The sequence below is a fragment of the Paenibacillus piscarius genome (assembly GCF_022234545.1).
Taxonomy (GTDB): Bacteria; Bacillota; Bacilli; order Paenibacillales; family Paenibacillaceae; genus Paenibacillus_AQ; species Paenibacillus_AQ piscarius.
Genome location: NZ_JAIEUI010000004.1, coordinates 325,150 through 346,976, shown reverse-complemented (window position 1 = coordinate 346,976; position 21,827 = coordinate 325,150). Strand labels below are relative to the sequence as shown.

General features: G+C 58.0%; 19 protein-coding genes and 1 riboswitch. Of the genes, 14 read left to right on the top strand and 5 right to left on the bottom strand.

The window, feature by feature from the left end; translation table 11 throughout:
- Positions 1-21 precede the first annotated feature (21 nt).
- The gene (locus tag K1558_RS09780; RefSeq protein WP_238651364.1) at positions 22-726 is read right to left on the bottom strand and encodes a Crp/Fnr family transcriptional regulator; all 705 of its coding nucleotides are present in this window, start codon (positions 724-726) and stop codon (positions 22-24) included.
- Positions 727-878: 152 nt separating this feature from the next.
- On the opposite strand from K1558_RS09780, the gene hcp reads away from it, so the two are divergent.
- Positions 879-2,522 (top strand): hydroxylamine reductase, encoded by a 1,644-nt coding sequence (gene hcp / locus K1558_RS09775; protein ID WP_238651499.1) that lies wholly within the window; start codon positions 879-881, stop codon positions 2,520-2,522.
- 79 nt (positions 2,523-2,601) lie between these two features.
- On the opposite strand, the gene K1558_RS09770 is transcribed toward hcp, so the two are convergent.
- Together K1558_RS09770 and K1558_RS09765 are read right to left on the bottom strand one after the other, a co-directional pair.
- Entirely contained in the window at positions 2,602-3,576 is a 975-nt protein-coding gene (locus K1558_RS09770; RefSeq protein WP_238651363.1) for an aldo/keto reductase, read from the bottom strand.
- 5 nt (positions 3,577-3,581) lie between these two features.
- Positions 3,582-4,511 (bottom strand): LysR family transcriptional regulator, encoded by a 930-nt coding sequence (locus tag K1558_RS09765; RefSeq protein ID WP_238651361.1) that lies wholly within the window; start codon positions 4,509-4,511, stop codon positions 3,582-3,584.
- A gap of 96 nt (positions 4,512-4,607) precedes the next feature.
- Between K1558_RS09765 and K1558_RS09760 the strand changes: the two genes are divergently transcribed.
- The gene (locus K1558_RS09760; RefSeq protein WP_238651359.1) at positions 4,608-5,525 is read left to right on the top strand and encodes a DMT family transporter; all 918 of its coding nucleotides are present in this window, start codon (positions 4,608-4,610) and stop codon (positions 5,523-5,525) included.
- A 90-nt stretch (positions 5,526-5,615) separates the two neighbouring features.
- On the opposite strand, the gene K1558_RS09755 is transcribed toward K1558_RS09760, so the two are convergent.
- Positions 5,616-7,223: a flagellar assembly protein A gene (locus K1558_RS09755; protein ID WP_238651357.1), complete on the bottom strand. Its 1,608-nt coding sequence runs from the start codon at positions 7,221-7,223 to the stop codon at positions 5,616-5,618.
- Between the two features lie 108 nt (positions 7,224-7,331).
- Positions 7,332-7,427, bottom strand: a riboswitch (cyclic di-GMP riboswitch).
- Positions 7,428-8,117: 690 nt separating this feature from the next.
- Between K1558_RS09755 and biuH the strand changes: the two genes are divergently transcribed.
- The 8 genes from biuH to atzF are packed head-to-tail and all read left to right on the top strand — an operon-like array spanning position 8,118 to position 16,368.
- Positions 8,118-8,801: a biuret amidohydrolase gene (gene biuH / locus K1558_RS09750; protein ID WP_238651356.1), complete on the top strand. Its 684-nt coding sequence runs from the start codon at positions 8,118-8,120 to the stop codon at positions 8,799-8,801.
- 28 nt (positions 8,802-8,829) lie between these two features.
- A complete protein-coding gene (locus tag K1558_RS09745; RefSeq protein WP_238651355.1) occupies positions 8,830-9,843 on the top strand; it encodes an ABC transporter substrate-binding protein in 1,014 nt (337 codons plus the stop codon).
- Positions 9,844-9,856: 13 nt separating this feature from the next.
- Positions 9,857-10,666 (top strand): ABC transporter ATP-binding protein, encoded by an 810-nt coding sequence (locus K1558_RS09740; RefSeq protein ID WP_238651354.1) that lies wholly within the window; start codon positions 9,857-9,859, stop codon positions 10,664-10,666.
- Positions 10,663-11,415 carry an ABC transporter permease gene (locus K1558_RS09735; RefSeq protein WP_238651353.1) on the top strand — a complete coding sequence of 251 codons (753 nt, stop codon included), beginning with the start codon at positions 10,663-10,665 and terminating at the stop codon, positions 11,413-11,415. The genes K1558_RS09740 and K1558_RS09735 overlap by 4 nt, the downstream gene beginning before the upstream one ends.
- Complete coding sequence (gene atzD / locus K1558_RS09730; RefSeq protein ID WP_238651352.1) at positions 11,412-12,485, top strand: cyanuric acid amidohydrolase; 1,074 nt, start codon at positions 11,412-11,414, stop codon at positions 12,483-12,485. The genes K1558_RS09735 and atzD overlap by 4 nt, the downstream gene beginning before the upstream one ends.
- A gap of 28 nt (positions 12,486-12,513) precedes the next feature.
- Positions 12,514-12,954, top strand: coding sequence for a cupin domain-containing protein (locus tag K1558_RS09725; protein WP_238651351.1), 441 nt, complete (start codon positions 12,514-12,516; stop codon positions 12,952-12,954).
- 13 nt (positions 12,955-12,967) lie between these two features.
- Positions 12,968-14,605 (top strand): PucR family transcriptional regulator, encoded by a 1,638-nt coding sequence (locus K1558_RS09720; RefSeq protein WP_238651350.1) that lies wholly within the window; start codon positions 12,968-12,970, stop codon positions 14,603-14,605.
- 5 nt (positions 14,606-14,610) lie between these two features.
- Positions 14,611-16,368 carry an allophanate hydrolase gene (gene atzF, locus K1558_RS09715; RefSeq protein ID WP_420800423.1) on the top strand — a complete coding sequence of 586 codons (1,758 nt, stop codon included), beginning with the start codon at positions 14,611-14,613 and terminating at the stop codon, positions 16,366-16,368.
- A 57-nt stretch (positions 16,369-16,425) separates the two neighbouring features.
- On the opposite strand, the gene K1558_RS09710 is transcribed toward atzF, so the two are convergent.
- Positions 16,426-17,529, bottom strand: coding sequence for an FUSC family protein (locus K1558_RS09710; protein WP_238651348.1), 1,104 nt, complete (start codon positions 17,527-17,529; stop codon positions 16,426-16,428).
- A gap of 298 nt (positions 17,530-17,827) precedes the next feature.
- Between K1558_RS09710 and K1558_RS09705 the strand changes: the two genes are divergently transcribed.
- Genes K1558_RS09705 through K1558_RS09690 form a run of 4 tightly spaced genes read left to right on the top strand, consistent with a single transcriptional unit; the run spans position 17,828 to position 21,660 of the window.
- Positions 17,828-18,952: an ABC transporter ATP-binding protein gene (locus tag K1558_RS09705; RefSeq protein WP_238651347.1), complete on the top strand. Its 1,125-nt coding sequence runs from the start codon at positions 17,828-17,830 to the stop codon at positions 18,950-18,952.
- On the top strand, positions 18,942-19,748 hold the full coding sequence (locus tag K1558_RS09700) for an ABC transporter permease (RefSeq protein ID WP_238651346.1): 807 nt from the start codon (positions 18,942-18,944) through the stop codon (positions 19,746-19,748). Before K1558_RS09705 ends, K1558_RS09700 begins: the two co-directional genes overlap by 11 nt.
- Complete coding sequence (locus K1558_RS09695; protein WP_238651345.1) at positions 19,745-20,590, top strand: ABC transporter permease; 846 nt, start codon at positions 19,745-19,747, stop codon at positions 20,588-20,590. Before K1558_RS09700 ends, K1558_RS09695 begins: the two co-directional genes overlap by 4 nt.
- Complete coding sequence (locus K1558_RS09690; protein WP_238651344.1) at positions 20,587-21,660, top strand: ABC transporter substrate-binding protein; 1,074 nt, start codon at positions 20,587-20,589, stop codon at positions 21,658-21,660. Before K1558_RS09695 ends, K1558_RS09690 begins: the two co-directional genes overlap by 4 nt.
- Positions 21,661-21,827: the final 167 nt, after the last annotated feature.

Genomic DNA, 21,827 nt, shown 5'->3' with positions numbered 1-21,827 from the left:
CTTGCATCCTCCTAGGCAATGTCAATGGAAATGGGAATGGAAGGGCAGGCTCTGGATGTAATCATTCATCCGGCTCCGGTCCAGCAGTGTGATCTCATTGCCCTTGAAGGCAATCCAGCCTTGATCGCGCAGGAACCCAAGCTCCCGTGACAACGAAGGGCGGGCGGTATTCATGTGTCCGGCCCATTCCTTGCGGCTGAAGGGGAGCTGCAGCCGGTCCGTGCCCTGCTGCTCCCCTTGCTCCAGCAGGAAGTCGATAATCCGGCGGCGCAGCGGGCCGGCGGACAGATTCTCGATCTTCCGGTTGACCAGCACCAGCCGCTCGGAGAGATTCTCGATGAAGCGGGTGAGGATGTCCGCATCCGCCGCGAATAACCGCAGCAGCTCCTGCTTGCTGATGAACATGATCTTGCAGGGTCCCGTAGCTGTAACGGTGGCGGGGACCACGTTGATTTTGCGGAATAACACGGCTTCACAGATCGTCTGCCCTTCCTTAAGGTGGGCGATGGTTACACTGCTGCCGGTGGAATGCGTCTTCTGTACCTCGATGCGGCCGGAGAGCAGAATGCCCAGCCGTTCCGCCGGATCGCCTTCGGCCAGAATGATCGCATTCTTGCGGTACGTGCTGACGGAGTAAGCCAGCGTGTGCAGCAGCAGCTCAATCTCTTCGGCGGACTTTCCCCGGAAGAGCAGGCAGGATTGCAGTGCAGCGGATTCCGGTTTCATAACTTTCCTCCAGATTCATGGTAATCGGTAACATCCGTTACCGATTGATAGACGAAAGTCTACTACAATTATTGGTAACTGTAAAGGCGGGGCTCAAGCGTAGTCCCGGTCAGTACACCCAATTAGGAGAAGGAGTGAAGGTAGTGAGCGATATGTTTTGTTTTCAGTGCCAGGAGGCGGCGAAGGGAACGGGTTGTACGATTCAGGGAGTATGCGGCAAGACCAGTGAAGTAGCGAATCTGCAGGACCTGCTGGTGTATACGCTCAAAGGCATTGCCATCTTCGCGCGCTGCGGCCGTGAGCTGGGGATCACCGATCCGGTTACCGAGAAATTTACGATAGAGAGCTTGTTCGCTACCATTACCAATGCCAATTTTGTTCCCGAATATTTCACCTCGAAGATCCGTGAGGGATTGGCCCTGCGGGACACCTGGCGCAGCCGAGTGCAGGATGCCGGAGTGGAGGCTTACCTGGCCGATCATGACGCAGCCAAATGGAATGCGGGTACAGATGAGGAGCTGATGGACAAGGCGGCCACCGTTGGTGTACTGGCAACCGCGCATGAGGATATCCGCTCTCTGCGTGAGCTGCTGACCTATGGCCTGAAGGGCATGGCAGCCTACATGGAACATGCGGCGGTGCTGGGCTTCTATGAAGCGGGCGCACATGCTTTTATGGAGAAGGGTCTGGCGGCTACACTGGATGACAACCTGGACGGCGGGCAGCTGACCGCGCTGGTGCTGGAATGCGGCAAGTTCGGCGTGGATGTGATGGCGCTGCTGGACCGTGCAAATACGGCGGCTTACGGCAACCCTGAGATTACCAAGGTGAATATCGGAGTCGGCACGAATCCGGGCATTCTGATCAGCGGACATGATCTGAAGGATATGGAGGAGCTGCTGAAGCAGACCGAGGGAACCGGAGTGGATGTGTATACGCACAGCGAGATGCTGCCGGCTCACTATTATCCCGCCTTCAAGAAGTACGGCCACTTCGTGGGTAACTACGGCAACGCCTGGTGGAAGCAGAATGAGGAGTTTGCCAGCTTCAACGGCCCGATTCTGATGACCACGAACTGCATTGTACCGCCGAAGGAGAGCTATAAGGACCGGCTGTACACCACAGGCAACACAGGTTATCCGGGTGTTCGGCATATCGCGGCAGGAGCCGACGGGGTGAAGGACTTCTCGGCCATCATTGAGCAGGCGAAGAGCTGCGGGGCTCCTGTGGAGATTGAGACAGGCGAGATTGTCGGCGGCTTCGCTCATGCGGCGGTGATGAATGTGGCGGATCAGGTAGTCGGAGCGGTGGAGAGCGGCGCAATCAAGCAGTTCTTCGTGATGGCCGGCTGCGACGGACGGATGAAGAGCCGGAATTACTATACAGACTTCGCGACCGAGCTGCCGCAGGATACGGTCATTCTTACCGCAGGCTGCGCCAAATACAAATACAACAAGCTGCCGCTTGGCGATATCGGCGGGATTCCGCGGGTGCTTGACGCCGGACAGTGCAATGATTCCTACTCGCTGGTAGTGATCGCACTGAAGCTGAAGGAGGTCTTCGGCCTTGCAGACATCAACGACCTGCCGATCTCCTATAACATTGCCTGGTATGAGCAGAAGGCGGTTATCGTGCTGCTGGCGCTGCTGCATCTGGGTGTGAAGAACATTCACCTGGGCCCGACTCTTCCGGCATTCCTGTCGCCCAATGTCGCTAAGGTGCTGGTGGATACCTTCGGTATCGGCGGGATTACAACGGTGAAAGAAGATATGGAGCAGTTTATTGCTGCTGTGTAGAGTGTATTATAGGTAGGCAAAAAGAGTCCCCGGCCGGGTGCGGCCGGGGACTTATGCGTATGCGGCAATCGGCCGGCGGTTACGGCAGCCGGTAGAAGGCGAACGGCTCGCCGCTGCGGAAGACGGCGCTGGCTTGCTCCAGCCGCTCCAACGTCTGCTTGTCCAGCTTGACGGAGAGGCTAACCAGATTCTCCTGCACCTGCTCCGCACGGGTGGCGCCAACAATTACCGTGGAGACGGCGGGACGGTTCATCAGCCAGGCCAGGGACAGTGCTGCTGGTGAAGTGCCCAGCTCCTCGGCTATTGCTTGGACCTGCTCCCCGAGCGAGATGCGCTCCGGAGTCAGGAAGCGGCGGAAGTTCGGGTCGGTGACTGCTCTCGAAGCTGCAGGGGCGCTGCCGCCGGAAGCGTATTTGCCGGTGAGGATGCCCCCGGCCAGCGGGAAGTAAGGGATGATCCCGAGGCCCTGATCGAGAGACAGCGGCAGCAGCTCGGTCTCCGGGGTGCGGTCAGCGAGCGAGTAGCTGCACTGGATCGAGACATACTTGGCCCAGTGCCGGGCTTCGCTGATGCCGAGCGCCTTCATCAGCTCCCAGGCGGCATAGTTGGAGGCTCCGATATAGCGCACCTTGCCCGCCGTGATCATGTCATCAAGCGTGCGGAGCGTCTCCTCCAGCGGGGTATAGGGATCGAAGGTGTGGATCTGATACAGATCCACATGGTCGGTCTTCAGGCGGCGCAGGCTGCCCTCCAGCTCCTGCATCAGATGGCGGCGGGAGGACCCGCTGCCGCCGGGGCCGTCATGCTTCGGCAGACCGGCTTTGGTTGTCAGCACGGCATCCTGGCGCCTGCCTTCAAGCGCAAGGCTGATGATCCGCTCCGACTCGGAGCCGGCATAGATATTGGCGGTGTCGATGAAGTTAACTCCCTGATCCATGGCAGTATGGATGATGCGGATCGAGGTCTCCTGGTCCGCCCGCTTGCCAAATGCATTGGTTCCCAGGCCCAGGGCGGATACCTGCAGCCCGCTGTGTCCCAGACGGTTATATTGCATAATGATCACTCCTCGATTATAGTAGTGTGTCCGGCTGCTCCGGCCAGGGATGGCAATGGAGCCTCTGTGCCGGAGAATAGCTGTGTTGCGGTATCTATCGCCACCTGTACGGCAATCGAGGCCTCCTGCAGGGAAGGGACGGCCAGGTGAATATCACGGTAAGCCCCCTCAGCAAGCTCCCGGACGACGACCTCCGGCGGGAGTGACAGTAGGGAGAGCTGGGACATGACGCCGACAGCTAGTCCCTCCTTAATCATATTCAACGAGGTAGGGTAGCTGCTTACTTCATATTTCACATTCAACGTGCTGCCGGCTCTGCGGAATACCTCAACAACCGGAGGCTCATAACCTGATCTGCAGAGCAGCATAGGCTCGTCCTCCAGCTCCTTCACGCTAATGACCGGCTGCCGGGCCAGCCTGTGCTTACGGGGGAGCACGGCATAGAGCTTCTCCCGGAACAGCGGCACGGTATCGAACTCTTCCCCCGGAGAAATCACCAGACCTATGTCAATGTAGCGCGAGGCCAGCCATTCCTTCACTTCGGCGACCGAGCCTTCATGCAGGCTGATCCCGATGCCGGGATACCCGGCTGAGAGGGTGCGGATGATCTTCGGGACGAAAAAGGCGGCGGCCACCGGGAAGGCCCCGATGCGGATATGGCCCTTCTCCAGTCCTTTCTCGGCGGCAATCTCCTGGTCAATCTTGTCAAGGCCGCTGAGAATGCTGCGGCAGATGACCAGAATCCGCTTGCCGATGCCGGTCAGCATCAGTCCATTGCGCCGGTCCCGCACCAGCAGCTTCACATTCAGCTCCGCTTCAAGGGCGGAGATGGCCCGGCTTACTGCAGGCTGGGTCATATTCAGCTCAAGACCGGCCTTGGTGAAGCTGCGGCTCTCGGCGATTAACACGAACAGGCGAATCTGAGTGTTATTCATATCTTATTTGTTATACCCCTCATGACAATTATTCATTTCAATTATGACTGGAACTATTGTATCATTTGATAAGAAAACAGGGCAAGGGGTGAACGAATGCAGAAGCGAAACCAAACGATAGGTCTGTTAATCTTCCTGGTTCTGGTCTGGGGAATTAACTGGCCGCTCTCCAAAATAGCCTTAACCTACGCTCCGCCCTTGCTGTTTGCCGGCATCCGTACCGTCATTGCCGGTATTCTGCTGATTCTTGCCGCTCTGCCGAAGTGGAGTCGGCTGCAATTCAGGCGGCTCTGGCCGGTCTATCTGGCGTCAGCCTTCCTGAGTATTGTCTTCTATTATGGCTTTCAGACAGTGGGCTTACAATATGTTCCGTCAGGGCTGTTCTCGGCGATTGTATTCCTGCAGCCGGTGCTGCTGGGGATCTTGGCCTGGATCTGGCTGGGAGAGCGGATGTACGGGCTTAAGATTGCCGGACTGGTCATCGGCTTCCTTGGGGTCGGTTCGCTAAGTATTGGAGGATTGACCGGCAGTATCTCGGCAATCGGCGTACTGCTGGCCTTGGCCAGTGCCGTCAGCTGGGCGCTGGCTACGGTGTACACCAAACGCAATGCGGCCAGGGTCGATATGCTGTGGATGACAGCGATGCAGATCATGATCGGCGGAGTGATCCTGCTGGCCGCAGGCTCCGTCTCAGAGAGCTGGAGTGATATTACCTGGAGCGGAACCTTTGTAGCGAACACACTGTTCATTGCGGTTTTTGTGATCGCGCTTGGTTGGATGGTCTATTTCAAGCTCATCAATGAAGGGGAGGCGGGCAGGGTGGGTTCGTTCACCTTCCTGATTCCGCTGGTATCGATCGGCTCCAGTGTAATTCTAATGCATGAGCAGATCACGGTGAATCTGATTGTGGGTATGGTGCTGATTGTCAGCAGTATTATTCTGGTAAATGCGAGGCTGGGCCGGGCTGCCGGACAGCCAGTGCAGCCCCCGGTAACCGAAACCGGCAAGAACTAAGAAACGGCTGCTCCCTGTGTAAGGGGGCGGCCGTTTCTTAGTTCAGGGAACAGATCTGCCGAGGCGTGAGCAGATCAGGCTTCTATGCCGTTACTTGCGCAGCAGCAGTGCTCCGCCCGATTCCAGGCGGCTGTCCTGCGAGTCGGCCAGACTGACCATCACATACTCCTCCTGGAGCTGTTCAATAGCTTCAGCCAGCCTGCGCAGCAGCTTGGCGAGGCTGCTCAGGAGGTTGTCCGTAAGATGTTCAGTGAACTGGCCCGGATGGGCGAGGATCTCCAGGAGCTGCCGAAGCTGAAGCGTATCCGGCGCATGCTCCCCGTGCATAACATCCAGTGCGCCTTGCAGTCCGCAGGTCATGCCTGCGAAATGGCTGTATTTATCCTCCAGCAGCAGCAAGACGACCAGTCCGTACTTCACAGATTGCTGCCGGGATTTAACATTCCGGGCCAGCTGTCCTGCCGCTTCCCGCAGTCCCTGCGTCTCAGCCAGCAATAGGCTGGAGAGACGGTGCAGACGGTGCTGTTGTACCCCGGGAAGTCCGGCGTACAGGCTGCAGCCGGTGACTTGGCCGCTGACATAGATGCTCCCGGTCGCTATAACCGTACTTTGGCTTACACTGCCGTAGATATACACGTTCCCCAATGCTTCAATGACGGCTGGCCCTTCAATGCTGCCGGTGATAATGAGATCGCCGGCGAACAGGAAGTCCCCGGCGTCCTTCACCATCTCCGGGGTAATGAGCCGGGCCGGCGGGAAATCGCAGGTTCTGACGCTGCCGGCTCCCTTACAGATCCGGGGCCGGCCGGAGTGCAGCGCCACGATGCTGCCGCAGGGGAGGAGGCGGGCATTCGCTCCTGCGGTGAAGAGGATATCCTGCGGCGGAGGCGGAGGCAGCACTCCGCCGGCCGTATCGTAGCCGGGAATGCCTTCCTCAGCCGGCACCTTACGGGCGAAGACCTCGCCCTCCCGGGCGAAGGGTGCTCCGGGGAAGCGGAGGTATTCCAGTATATCTGCCGCTTCCTCCCGGTGGTTCTCCCGGAGCATTCCGTTGCCCTCCAGCGTATGCGCCGGGAGCGTGAGCTCCAGATGCGATTCCCGGCCGGGCCGCGGGGCTCTTCCTTCGGCGATGCAGACCGGAAGATAGGTGGGGTTCTCCAGCTCGGCATATAGGGCCGGAATATTCAGGTTGCGCTGAATGTAACGGTTGTCCAGTGAAGCAATAATCTGTTCTACGGTGAGCGTGGATAACAGCGCAGCCGGATTGGGCCGGGCACGGACCACCGCCTCACAGGCCGCAGGGCAGTTGACCAGATTCCAGGCGTACTTCTCAGCGCGGTACAGCGTGAAGTAGACCTTGAGCTTGTCCGGGGAGACGGTAATCTGGTACTGCGGCTTCTCGCAGATCTCCCAGGAGATATCATCCGCCGCGGTTACTCCGGTCGGTTGTGTGACGGTCTTGCCGTTAATCTTCAGGACAACAGGGTGAACCGCAGAGATTCTGGCGGGTGTACCGCCAGGAAGCGGAGGGGTGATGAAGATCTGGTTGTTCTGCACAAGGATGATTCCATTCCTATCTCCATTGGTCCCGTCAGAAGCTCGCCCCTCTACAGAGAATGAATCCAGCAGCTCGCCCCGCTCAAGCATCAGGGACTCCACGAATTCATATCGTTTTGGTTCGATGAACTGCTGCGGCATTATAGTAACCTCACTTTTTTGTATAATCAATGGCGTTCGTACAGACAAGAACATCATAGAGCCTGGAAGCGGGAGCACCTCCCGGGACAGCCGGCTTACGTGGTCTCTATTGGCGGCCTGGCAACCATGAACGCCGGTCCTGCCGGCGCTTGTAGGCCCATTGCTTTGCGTCCTGCCCTTTCGGGAAGTTTGCCTTTAGAAATAGAACAATGATATACACTCTGTATGAGGAAGGTTATAGATCGACTGCAATCGACAAAAAAGGCCGAAACTGGTTCCTTCGTTATATTAACTTCTGCAAACAAGCTTAATTCTAGTACTTAAAGAGCTATTTTTCAACTATATTATGCCTATTTATCAAGTTTCTTAAAATCTGCAACACCAATTTTTCGGAAAAACTGGTTTCCCCAGCAATTACAGCTTATGGAAAGGAGGTACAGATGTATGCGGAAAACCGGATACGATATGCAGCGGCGGGGATGTGCGGATGGAATGTAATCGAAAAACCGATCACAATTGGCTGGCGTGGGGCGTATGGGCGGAATGTAGTCGAAAAACCGATCACATTGGGCGGACGCAGGGATATGAGGGGCGGATGTAATCGAAAAACCGATTACATTGAACGGGCGCAGGGTATGAGGACAGATGTGGGTGTGAGGTTCGTAGGTACACAAAGGTAGAAAGCGGCCGAAACCGCGTCCTTTTCACCCTTTATGTGTCATATATATGTTAACTATGTTAAAAAACACAAACATTTATCCTATTATTTCGTAATAAAAACGAAGACACTCTAAATTGTTTGTAATATAATCTAACTCATATCAAGGAAACAGACACGAGTGTTAACAAAGTTAACATTTATAGAGACAGGGTAACAGGAGAGGAGCATGAACCATGCAGATTGCAGCAGCACCTTACACTTGGCCGTATGACGGCGCGCTTGATCCGGCAAAGACGGCACTGATGATTATCGACATGCAGACGGATTTCTGCGGCAAAGGCGGCTACGTGGACAGAATGGGCTACGACCTCTCGCTGACGGCAAGAGCCATCGCACCGATTCAGCGGCTGCTGGCCCGTGTCCGGGAGATTGAAGGCTTTACCGTGATTCATACCCGGGAGGGCCATAAGCCCGACCTGTCCGATCTTCCGGCGAACAAACGCTGGCGGAGTAAGCAGATCGGTGCAGAGATCGGCTCGGCGGGACCGGCGGGACGTATCCTGGTACGGGGTGAACGCGGCTGGCAGATCATTGACGAGCTGGCACCCGCCGACGGAGAGTACATTGTGGATAAGCCGGGCAAAGGCAGCTTTTATGCAACAGACCTGGACCTGATCCTGAACAATAAAGGCATTACCCATCTGATTCTGACCGGCATCACCACCGATGTCTGTGTGCACACCACGATGCGGGAAGCGAATGACCGCGGGTATGAGTGCCTGATTCTGTCAGATTGCACGGGTGCTACGGATGAAGCGAATCATCTGGCGGCACTGAATATGGTTCAAATGCAGGGCGGCGTCTTCGGCAGTGTGAGCGACTCACAAGCGGTGCTTCAGGCACTGGAGCAATACTAAACTACTTCATATAACTGGGGGAATCATCATGTGGAACAAGTCCAGAACCAAAGCGCTTATGCTGTTAACCTCGCTGCTTCTGCTACTGACAGCCTGCGGCAATAATGCCGGGACAGAGAAGGCCGAAGGCCAGGGAGCGGAAGGCTCCGGTGAGCTGAAAAAGGTAGTCCTCCGGTTAAAGTGGATTCATCAGGCACAGTTTGCTGGCTTTTATACCGCAGTGGAGAAGGGTTTCTATAAAGAAGCAGGGCTCGATGTTGAGATCCGTCCGGGGGGCTCGGATTTCCCGGCGGTGCAGATGGTCGCTTCCGGCAGTGAGGAATTTGGTGTAACCGGGGCAGATCAGATTATTATCGCCAGAGAAAAGGGCGTGCCGGTTACCGCACTATCGGCCATCTACCGTAAGACCCCGTTCGTGATGTTCGCGCTCAAAGAGTCCGGCATCAAGACAATGGAAGACCTGGTCGGCCAGAAGGTGGGCATCAAGCTGGGCGGCAATGAAGAGCTGACCTTCCGGGCCATGGAGAAAAGCGCAGGCATCGAAACGTCGCAGATTGAAGAGATGCCGATCAAATATGACCTCAGCCCGCTGCTGACCGGACAGGTCAAGGCTTGGCCCGGCTACGTGATCAATGAAGTGCTGGCAGTCGAGGAACAGGGCAAGGAAGTCAACATTATTGACCCGAACGACTACGGCATCAATTTCTATGCCGACACGCTGTTTACCACTGAATCGGTGATCAAGAAGGACCCGGAGATGGTACGCGGATTCGTTCAGGCCTCGATGAAGGGCTGGGATTACGCGGTGCAGCATCCGGAGGAGGCGGCAGAGTTCGGTCTGAAATACGGGGAGAAGCTCGATCTGAAGCATGAGGTTAGTATGATGAAGGCCAGCATTCCGCTGCTGGAGCCGGAGAAGCTGCCGCTGGGCTCGATGGATGAGGCTGCCTGGAAGACGCTGCAGGAGAATCTGATTGATCTGAAGTTTGTCAAAAAAGAGCAGGACATCAGCGCATTATTCACCAACGAGTATCTGAACTAAGGAGGGACCGAAGATGACAACAGCGATCAAAGAACAGATGGATACTGCCCCTGTACAGCATCCCGGTGCCCGCGAGGTCATGCTCTCCCTGCGTAATTGTTCCTTATCCTTCGGAGATGTACCGGTTCTCAATAATGTCAGCCTTGATGTGTACCGGAATGAATTCATCTCCATTCTCGGGCCAAGCGGCTGCGGGAAATCAACGACACTGCGGCTGATGCTGCGGCTGTTAAGCCCGCAAGCAGGCGGTGAGGTAGCCTACTCCTCGCCTGATCTGTCGCTGGGCATGGTCTTCCAGAAGCCGGTCCTGATGCCTTGGCTCAGTGCGCTGCAGAACGTCATGCTGCCGCTGGAGCTGGGCGAGAAGAAGAAGTTCAGCAAGAGCGAAGCACGGGAAAAGGCGGAAAGCGCCCTGCGGCTGGTCGGGCTGCAGGACTACCTGAACCATTACCCGCATCAGCTCAGCGGCGGGATGCAGCAGCGGGCGGCGATTGCCCGCGCACTCGCTGCCGATCCGACCGTGCTGCTGATGGATGAGCCGTTCGGCGCACTGGATGAATTGACCCGCGAGAAGCTGAACTTCGAGCTGCTCCGGCTGTGGGAGAGTCCCGAGACCAGTCTCAGCAGCATTGTGATGGTGACCCACTCCATTCAGGAATCGGTGCTGCTGTCGGACCGGGTTGTGATGATGTCACCCCGCCCGGCCGGTGTTACAGATATTATACCGGTGCCGCTCCCGTCCCCGCGTGAAGCCGGGATGGAGGAGCTGCCGGAATTCCACCGGACCGTCAAGGCACTAAGGAAGCAGGTGAAGCATCTATGACCGCCAGAATCAAAGACAGTCTGTATCCCGTTACTTTTGCGCTCGGCTTCCTGATTCTGTGGGAGCTGGCGGTGCGGCTCCTTGCCGTGCCGGTATACCTGCTGCCGGCCCCTACGGCAGTGGTCTCGGCCCTTACCGGCTCGCTATGGTCACATACGCTGGTTACGCTGGGCGAAGCACTGGCCGGATTCATTCTGGCCAACATCCTCGGCCTGGTGACCGCCATTATATTCGTGCATTCCAAGCCGATTGAGAAAGGGATGTTCCCGCTCGCCATCGCCCTGAAGACGACCCCGCTGGTAGCACTGGCGCCACTGTTGGTTGTATGGCTGGGCACAGGGTATTCGTCGAAGGTGATTGCTTCGATGCTGATCTGCTTTTTCCCGATTCTGGTCAACAGTGTCAAGGGCCTGAAGGCCATTGAATATGAAGCCTGGGAGCTGTTCTCGACCTATAAAGGGACGAAGCGCGAAATCTTCTGGAAGCTGCGCCTGCCGACGAGTCTGCCTTATATCTTCTCTGCCCTCAAAATCTCGACCTCGCTGGCCATTGTCGGAGCGATTGTCGGCGAATTCGTCGGTGCGAACAAGGGGCTGGGCTATGTGGTGCTGGTCTCTTCCTATCATATGGATACCCCGGTGATGTTCTCGGCGATTATTGCCTCCGCGCTGTGCGGCCTGCTGCTGTTCTGGAGTATCGGGCTGCTGGAGAAGAAGGTTATTTTCTGGACCAGGAGTGATGATCTATGATGAAATGCTCGGTATTCAAAATCCCTGCAGGCGCGCCGCACGATATGTCCGGCCTGCAGATGTTAATTGAAGACGGACGGCTCCGGCCGGAAGAGGTGGTCGCCGTATTGGGCAAGACCGAAGGGAACGGCTGTGTCAACGACTTCACCCGCGGTTACGCGGTCATGGCGCTGAAGGCGTTCTTCGCGGCATCCGCCAAGGGAGGAGCTGCCGATATCTCCTACGTGATGTCCGGCGGAACTGAAGGCGTGCTTAGCCCGCACTTCACAGTCATCAGCCGCAGCGGCCAGGCGGAGCCTTCAGGCTCTGTTGGCGGGCAGAAGTCGCTGGCGGTAGGCGTAGCCAGAACCCGGAACTTCCGGCCGGAGGAGCTGGGACGGCTCAGCCAGGTGGATGAAGTAGCCGATGCGGTCGCCCGGGCCATCCTGGATGCAGGGATCGCTTCTGCGGAGGATGTGCATTTTGTACAGATCAAATGCCCGCTGCTTACCGCAGAGCAAATCTATGAGGCGCATAGCCGTCAGGCGTCGCTGGTGACAGAGGATACGTACAAATCGATGGGGTATTCCAGAGGCGCTTCCGCCCTGGGTACCGCTGTGGCCCTTGGCGAAGTGGAGCGCTCTTCGCTTATAGAAGAAGAGATATGTGTGAACTGGGACAAATACAGCACCGTCGCCTCCACCTCGGCGGGCAGCGAGCTGGCCTGCTGTGAGGTCATTGTCTTCGGCAACTCGCTGGCTGCGGACGGCCCGTACTATATCGATCACGCCGTCATGAAGGATGCAATCGACGGCGCTGCGCTGCAGGGCCTGCTGGACCGCTATCCCGGCGATGAGCTGGTCCAGGTGCTGGCCAAGGCTGAGGCCGACCCGGACGGCGTGATCCGTGGACGGCGGCATATCATGCTGGATGATTCCGACATCAATCATACCCGCCACGCCCGGGCGGTGGTCGGCGGAGTGCTGGCCTATGTCGGCAGCGACCCGATGATCTACGTCTCCGGCGGGGGCGAGCATCAGGGCCCGAAGGGCGGAGGTCCGGTGGCGGCGGTATTCCGCAGGCAGAGCTAACTATAACTTATCCATTCTGGAGGAATGAATGATGCATACACAGACACAGGTTACCGAAGTGCTGAGCGCGGCGGACATGACATGGGAGCTTATGCCCAACCACATTGAGTTGTATCACCGGGAGATCGTCTCGGCCGAGCAGGCGGACCGTCTGGGCATCCGCATGAGCTCTATTCTATGGGAGAAGCTGGGCGTCGACGGGCAGGTCGTGCCGCATTATCATGATGTCGCCGAGATTATCCATATCACAGCGGGTGAGGTCAAGCTGCTGTCAGGCGGGGAGTGGTACAGCTACCGGGCCGGAGATACATTCCATGTGCCTGCGGGCGTTATCCATTCCGTAGCGAATGTTGGCGATACGCCGTCGGAGCAGATCAGTATTTTTGTACCGGTGGAGGCGGATGTGCCGGGGAACAGCTTTTTTGGGACCACACTGATTGAGGATGTCTACTCTAACAAGCTAAAGTAAAGGCGGCGGAGCCATGGGTACCCAAGTCATCAACGGATTAACCTGCAGCGACCTTCTGCTCATTCCCGATCTGAAGGAGGCGGTTGTCCTCGCCGGAGCGGGAGGGCTGGGCCGTTATATCAACCGGGTCAATGTCATGGAGGTGCCCGATGTGATTGACTGGGTCCGGCCCGGAGAATTCCTGATTACGAGCGGCTTCCCCTTTCAGGGCCAGCCGGAGCTGCTGACCGCGATTATCCCGCAGCTCCACCAGAAGGGCGTGTCCGCGCTTGGAATCAAGACGAAGCGTTATATCGATGAGGTTCCGGCCCGGGCGCTGGAGCTGGCGGACCAGCTGGACTTCCCGGTGTTCGAGCTGCCGGCGTCGACCTCCTTCTCCGATGTCGTGCGCGACATCATGGAGCGGGTGCTGGTCCAGGAGGCGCGCGAGCTGTCTCAGCTGCAGAGCCGCTTCCAGAAGCTGTCCCGGCAGCTGCTCCACGGCGACGGCATCGAGGATTTCCTGCAGACGCTGGACGGGATGCTGCATAATCCGGTCGTGCTGCTGGATGAGACCGACCAGGTCTTCTGTTCCCCGCAGGCGGAGGCGCTGGAGCTGGCGGAGCAGCTTCCGGCCTGGATGCAGCTGCGCCAGGAGGGCAGTCTCGGCACCACCTTCCTGACGGTCGGGGAACGGCGCATCCGCGCCTATGTCTCGGCCGTCAATGACAAGGGCCCGGACCAGTGCCTGCTGGTGCTGCTGGAGTGGAACAGCGAGCTGTCCGTTGTGGACCAGCTGACCATTGACCGGGTCGGCGTGCTGGTCGGGCTGGAGCTGATCAATGCCGGCGCGCGCCGGGAGGTGGAGCTGAAATATGTGGACCAGTTCCTGCAGGACTGGATCAGCGGGCGGATTACCGCTGCCGGGGACCTGAAGCTGCGGGCTGAGGCCTGCGGCTGTCCGCTCCCGGAGCAACCCTTGCGCGCGGTAGCCGTAGGCTGGCTGGATGCGAAGCCGGAGCTGAAGCAGCTCCAGCAGGTCGTAAGACGGGTGCGGGCCAGAAGCGAGCTTCAGCAGATGAAGATCACCATCATGGAAGGGGAGCTGGTGCTGACAGTGCCTGACCAGCCGGAGCTTCCGGTGGAGGAGGTGCTGGCCCCCTTGCTTGGCGAGCTGAACCGGGCATTCTCCAATGGGGAGTGCGCCTTCTGTATCGGCGACCTTGCGGCAGGCCCTGACCAGGTGCGCTTCAGCTATGAGTCGGCCCGCAAAATCGCCCGTATCCGCGAGATCAGCGGCTACAGCGGAACGTATGTGGATTACCGGAAGCTGGGGGTATTCCGGCTCCTGTATCATTTGCCGGAGCAGGAAGAGATCAATGAATACAGGGACCAGTATATCGTTCCGCTGCTGGAGTATGACAGCAGGCATAACGCCTCCTTGCTGCATACCCTCCAGCTCTATTTCAAATGCAATCGTAACATCAAACGGACCTCCGGCGAGCTGTTCACGCATTATAATACCGTCACCTACCGGATTGACCGGGCCTGTGAGCTGCTCGGGCTGAACCAGGATGACGGGAACGATATGCTGGAGCTGCAGCTTGCGCTCAAGCTGCATGAGATGGGCCAGGGCCGCAGCAGACATGCGGATTCACAGAGAAGGAGATGAGCATCATGACGGTTAAGAAGACTTTTCCCGCCAAGCTGACCACCGAGTGGCTGCATAAGCAATATGCAAGCGGCGAGTTAAGCCCGGAGGAGGTGATCCAGGAGATCATCCGCCGCGCGGAGCGCGACCAGGCGATGAATATCTGGATTGAACCCCCGGCTGAGGCGCACATCCGCCCTTATCTGGAGGCGCTGGGTGAGCTGGACCTGGAGCGCCGTCCGCTGTGGGGCCTCCCGTTCGCGGTCAAGGATAATATTGATGTGCAGGGGCTGCCGACAACGGCGGCGTGTCCTGAATATGCTTATCAGCCGGAGGAGGATGCAGCGGTTGTGGCAAGGCTGATTGCCGCAGGGGCCATCCCGGTCGGCAAAACCAATCTCGACCAGTTCGCCACCGGCCTGGTCGGTGTACGCAGCCCGTACGGCGAGACGCATAATGCCCTGCGTCCCGAATACATCAGCGGCGGCTCCAGTGCGGGCTCCGCCGTGGCTGTGGCCCGGGGCCAGGCGGTGTTCAGCCTGGGCACCGATACGGCAGGCTCGGGCCGCGTGCCTGCCGCACTGAACGGGCTGGTCGGCTTCAAGCCCAGCCTGGGGGCCTGGCCGGTGCGCGGCGTTGTACCGGCCTGTGCCAGCCTGGATTGTGTGACCGTGTTCGCACACAATCTGGATGAGGCCCTCGCGATGGACCGCGTGGCCCGGGGCTTCGACGCGGCCGATCCCTGGTCGCGTGCCGTCAAGCGGCGGTCCGCCGCACTTCCCGCGAAGCTGCTGCTTCCGGCGGACCCGCCCGGGTTCTATGGACCCCATGCGGACGAATACCGTCAGGCCTGGGAGCGGGCAGAAGCGGCAGTCCAGGCAATGGGCCTGCCGGTGGAGCGGGTGGACTGCACGCTGTTCTACGAAGCGGCAGCCATTCTGTATGAAGGGCCCTGGGTCGCAGAGCGCTGGGCCGGCCTGGGCGCATTCGTGGAGCAGCACCGCGAAGCAGTGCTGCCGGTAACGGCGTCCATCCTGTCGTCCGGGGCGGCGGAGCAGCATACCGCCGCCAGCCTGTTCGCCGCGATGCACCGGCTGCAAGGTTATAAGCGTGAAGCGGAGCTACTGCTGAGCGGGGCTGTGCTGGTGCTGCCGACCTGCGGCGGGACCTGGACCCGGGAGCAGGTCGCGGCTGATCCGGCCGGGGCCAACTCGGCGATGGGCCGCTATACGAACCACTGCAACCTGCTTGATCTGTCGGCGCTGGCGGTTCCGGCCGGCGAGGCTGCCGGGGATCTGCCGTTCGGCCTTACTCTGTTCGCGCTGGCGGACGGCGAGCATCTGCTGGCCGGAGCCGGCGCGCAGCTTCTGGCGGAACGCCTGGCACCGGATGAGGATGCCGGCATGGTGACGCTGGCCGTCTGCGGGCTGCATATGCGCGGCTTCCCGCTGGAGCAGCAGATGCTGGCGCATGGTGCCCGGTTCTGGCAGACGGCGCAGACCGCCCCTTGCTACGAACTGGTCAAGCTTCCCACGAAGCCGGCCAAGCCGGGCCTGCTGCGGCAGGCGGAAGGAGGCGGCGCGGTGGAGCTGGAGCTGTGGCGGATGCCGGTGGAATCGCTCGGGGCGTTCGCACAGCTCATCCCGGCCCCGCTGGGCCTGGGAAGGGTGCTGCTTGCGGACGGCCGGGAGGTAACCGGCTTCATCTGTGAGGGCTATGCCGGAGCGCAGGGCGGAGCCGAGAACATTACGGCGTACGGGGGCTGGAGATATGTGCCTGCCTGATTGAAGAGCGGAATTGATCCGCGGCAAATAGACGACAAAAAAGGGACGCTTCCAGGCTTAAAGCTTGTGGAAGAGTCCCTTTTGTATGAATTGTATTGCCCGGGCAGGATGGGCCTTGACTGGCTGCGGTGCAGCCGAGAGGGCCGCGTAATCGGCCCGTTCAATCTCTTCAAGAATCCGGTTCAGGTGGGAGAACACCGCGCCGAGATCGCGGAAGGCGGCCAGCGGGCATTGGTCCTGCAGCTCCGCATACCAGGCAAGCTGGAGATCGCGGGCCCGTCTCAGGCTCTCAGGGAGTGAACGCCCGCCGGTTTCAGCATCCGACAATGTCCGTGTGCCGTATAGAGCGATGCAGTCTGACGTTGCGCTTAGGACCTCCAGCATCCAGTCGGCGGCGGCATAATGGGCCGGCAGCAGAGCGATCTCTTCGGCAATGCCTTTGACGTAGGCATGAACCTTGATCAGATGCGAGGTCGATTGTGACAGCTTGCCGATGTCCTTGCGGCACTGGTAGTGAGACACTGTGTAGTGAATCTCTTTCTGCAGCCGGTCGCTCTTCTTCAGCATGTCCCCGGAGGCTTCAAGGGCCTTCTTGGCCTCTGCAGCATCCCGCCCGCTTGCGGCAAGTCCGGTCAAGGCATCGGATAAGGTCAGGCTGCCCTTCAGCGCCAGTTCCTTCACCTTGACGAAGCTCTTGGGCGGAACGATAATCATATTGATGATCAGGGCGATCAGCACACCGATCAGCGTCTCGGCGACTCTCCAGACGATATATTGGTCATGATAGAAGGTGAGTGCAAGCACCGAGGTGACGCCAACCTGCGAGACGGCCTGGATGTTGATCCGGCAGGCGGTGGCTACCCCGATCCCGATCAAGAGCATCAGCAGGATCGACAGCGCGCCCACATCGAAGAACTTGCCCACGATCAGGCTGACAATGCCGCCAAGGACCACGCCGGTCATGCGGTAGACGCCTTTTTCGAGGGAGGCCTTGACACTGCTCTGGGTAATCAGAATCGCCGCCAGCGGCGCGAAGTACAAGTAATGGTCCCCGTAGATGATGTGCACGGCCAGCCACGAGAGAGAAGCGGCGAGCGTAATCCGTATCATATATAAGGATAATCCGAACTTTTCAAGGCGCTCCTGTAAGCCCTCGTTCATGTCTGTCATCTTCTTTCATGTAAATAGGAAAAATTTTATGGTTTTCATCCGTTTTCATTATAGCACCTCAAAACAGGCTGGAGGCGGGCAAGATTTTACGAACTTGTTAAGTTTTTGTGCGCGATTTCACAATGTAAGCTATCGCATATGTTGCAGGATTCCTTTATGCTATATATTATGGAAGTCTGTCGAACCAAGGCAGGAATTGTCGCTTCATTGGCGCCCGGGCTGGCTCCGGCCGGATTGTCCCCCGCAGGAAGCGGGTAAAATAGGTTGTACCTACATAAGGTAAGGGAGGTTGTTAGCTATAGCTACCCCGGAAGGCACTATTATTTCTTTTGATCAGGTGATTAAGCAATATGACGACGAAGAGCCGGTACTCAAAGGCGTAAGCTTTGAAATTGAACGCGGTAAATTCTACACGCTGCTGGGCCCGTCGGGCTGCGGCAAAACGACCATCCTGCGGCTGATCGCCGGCTTCGCGGAGCCAACGGAGGGTTCGATCTATCTGAACGGCAAGATCATCAACCACATTCCCGCCAACGAGCGGCAGGTCAATACGGTGTTTCAGGATTATGCGCTGTTTCCGCACCTGAACGTATTCGAGAATGTGGCCTTCGGTCTGCGCATTAAGAAGCTTAAGAAGGATGTTATCCGGCAAAAGGTGCAGGAAGCGCTGCGCTTCGTCAACCTGGTCGGCTATGAGCAGCGGGCCATTAATGAAATGTCCGGCGGACAGAGACAGCGTGTAGCCATTGCGCGCGCCATTGTCAACGAGCCGCAGGTGCTGCTCCTGGATGAGCCGTTGTCGGCGCTCGACCTGAAGCTGCGTACCGAGATGCAGTATATTCTGCGGGAGATGCAGCAGCGGCTGGGCATTACCTTCATCTTCGTTACGCATGACCAGGAAGAGGCGCTGGCGATGTCTGACTGGATCTTCGTCATGAACGGCGGCAGAATCGAGCAGAGCGGTACGCCGAACGATATCTATGATGAACCGATCAACCGGTTCGTGGCCGACTTCATCGGCGAGTCGAATATCGTGCCGGGCGTGATGATAGAGGACTATGTCGTGGAATTTAACGGCCACCGGTTTGAATGTGTCGATGCCGGCCTGCGGCCGAATGAAGCCGTGGAGGTTGTCATCCGTCCAGAGGATCTGGAGATTGCTGCGGTTGAGGCGGGCAAGCTGAAGGTCCGGGTGGATTCGCAGCTGTTCCGCGGCGTGCATTACGAGATCAGCTGTTACGACGGCTCGGGCCATGAATGGCTCGTCCATTCGACCCGTAAGGCGGAGGTAGGCTCCGAGATCGGGTTGTATTTTGACCCGGAAGCTATCCATGTTATGCGCTTCGGTGAAACGGAGGAAGAGTTCGACAAGCGTCTGGAGGCCTACGGCGAGGTGGAGAGCCATGAACAGTAAGGGTAAATCGTATTACCTCATCCCCTACTATCTGTGGATCGCGCTGTTTGTCATTGCCCCGGTGCTGCTGGTGGTCTATTATTCGCTGTTCGATCTGGACGGGAAGCTGACGCTGGATAATTACGTTAACTTCTTCACGCCGGTCTATATGCGGATGATGCTGAATTCGTTCTGGTATGCGTTTCTGATCACGCTGTTCTCGCTGCTGGTGGCGTATCCGGCCGCTTATCTGCTGACGCGCACCAAGCATAAGCAGCTCTGGCTGCTGCTGATTATTCTGCCGACCTGGATCAATCTGCTGCTGAAGACATATGCCTTCATCGGCATCTTCGGCACCTTCGGCCCGGTCAACAACTTCCTGGACCTGCTCGGGCTGGGCGAACAGCAGATCCTGTTCACAGGGTTCAGCTTTGTGTTCGTGTCGGTGTATATTTTCATTCCGTTCATGATTCTGCCGATCTTCAGCGCACTGGAGGAGATGAACCTGTCGCTGGTCGATGCGGCGCGCGATCTGGGCGCTTCCGGCTGGACGACATTCCGGCGGGTGGTCTTCCCGCTGACAATCTCGGGCGTGCGCTCCGGCTGCATGGCGGTATTCATTCCGGCGCTGTCGCTGTTCATGATTACGCGGCTGATTGCCGGCAACCGGGTGATCACGCTCGGTACGGCCATTGAGCAGCACTTCCTGGTCACGCAGGACTGGGGCATGGGCTCGACCGTCGCGGTGTTCCTGATCGCTATTATGGCGCTGTTCATGATTCTGACCGGCGGCTCGCGGAAGGGGGTGCGCGGATGAAGAACACACGTAAGGTCAAGAATAAAAACGGCATCGCTAATATTTATCTGGTGCTGGTCTTCCTGGTCCTGTACGCACCGATTTTCTATCTGATGTACTACTCGTTCAACAGCGGCGGCACGATGCATAAGTTCGAGGGCTTCACGCTGGATTATTACCGCGAAGTGGTGGCCGACACCCGGCTGATGATTATCGTCATTAACACGCTGGTTATCGCGCTGCTGTCCTCGGCCATTGCGACGGTAATCGCGGTGATCGGCGCACTGGCGATTCATCATGTCCGCAGCCGCCGGGCGAAGAACACACTGCTCTCACTGAACAATGTGCTGATTGTCAGCCCGGACGTTATTATTGGAGCCTCGTTCCTGATTCTGTTCACCATTGTCGGGATCAAGCTGGGCTTCACCTCCGTGCTGCTCTCGCATGTGGCGTTCAGCATCCCGATTGCCGTCATCATGATCCTGCCGCATCTGCAGGAGATGAGCCCGACCCTGACGGATGCCGCCCGCGATCTCGGCGCTACGCGCCGCGATGTGCTGACGAAGGTCATTCTGCCGATCATCAAGCCGGGAATTTTCAGCGGATTCTTCATGGCGCTGACTTACTCCCTGGACGACTTTGCGGTGACCTTCTTCGTTACAGGCAACGGCTATTCCACCCTGTCGGTGGAGATCTATTCCCGCGCCCGGCAAGGGGTCTCGCTGTCGATTAACGCGCTGTCCACGCTGATCTTCCTCTTCACCATTCTGCTGGTGATCGGATATTACTATCTGAACCAGCGCAAGAGCCGTCCGCCGATGCAGATCGCCGAGCCGGTGGCCGAAGCGGGGGTGCCTAGATGAAGCAGTTAGTGAATACATTCCTGGCCATTCTGATCGTCGCCTTCGGGCTGATGTTCCTGGCCTCCCGGCTGAACTCAGCCCAGGGTTATTCGGGCGGCAATACGCTGACGATCTATAACTGGGGGGACTATGTGGACCCCGACCTGCTGAAGCAGTTCCAGGAGGAGACCGGAATTACGGTCATCTATCAGACATTCGATTCTAATGAAGCGATGCTGACCAAGGTAGAGCAGGGCGGTACGATCTTCGATGTCGTCATCCCGTCCGACTACGCCATCGCCAAAATGCGGGAGGAGAATCTGCTGCTGCCGCTGGATCACAGCAAGCTGCCGAATCTCGCCAACATCGATGCCAAGTTCATGGATCTGTCCTTCGACCCCGGCAACAAGTATTCGGTTCCTTATTTCTGGGGAACGGTGGGAATTATTTTCAACCCGGATATGACGAAGGGCATCGATTTCAGCAGCTGGGATTCCTTGTGGGATAAGCGATTGAAGAATAATATCTTCCTGGTAGACGGTGCCCGTGAGGTCATGGGCATGGCGCTGAACAGCCTGCACTACTCCGTCAACGACACGAATGAGAAGCATCTGCAGGAGGCGCTGGCCAAGCTGAACAAGCTGTCTCCGAATGTGAAGGCGATTGTGGGCGATGAGGTCAAAATGCTGCTCGCCAACGAAGAGGCGGCGGTCGGGATCGTCTGGTCCGGCGATGCCTCGGAGATTATGGACGATAACGACAAGCTCGATTTCGTCGTGCCGGAGGAAGGCTCGAACAAATGGTTCGACAACATGGTCATTCCGCGTACCGCCGGCAATGTCGAGGGCGCGCACAAGTTCATCAACTTCATGCTCCGCCCCGAGGTTGCGGCCCAGAACGCGGAATACGTCGGCTACTCCACGCCGAACGTGCCCGCGCTGAAGCTGCTGCCGGAGGACATCTCCGGCGACGAACGCTTTTACCCGCCCGCCGAGCTCACCGACCGCCTGGAGGTCTACGACAACCTCGGCAAGCGGATGCTCGCCCATTATAATGAACTGTTCCTGATGTTCAAGATGAATAAGAAGTAACAGGCGGGCTGTAGGCCTGCATTGAAGCCCCCGTTTGTGCGTATGTGCAGGCGGGGGCTTTTGGATTTGGGCAGGAAATGGAGGGGATGAGAACGGGGCTTGGGGGCTGGTATCGAACTAACCTCGGTTTTATGGTGCGGGAGCGGACAGCAGTTGGATTTTATCCA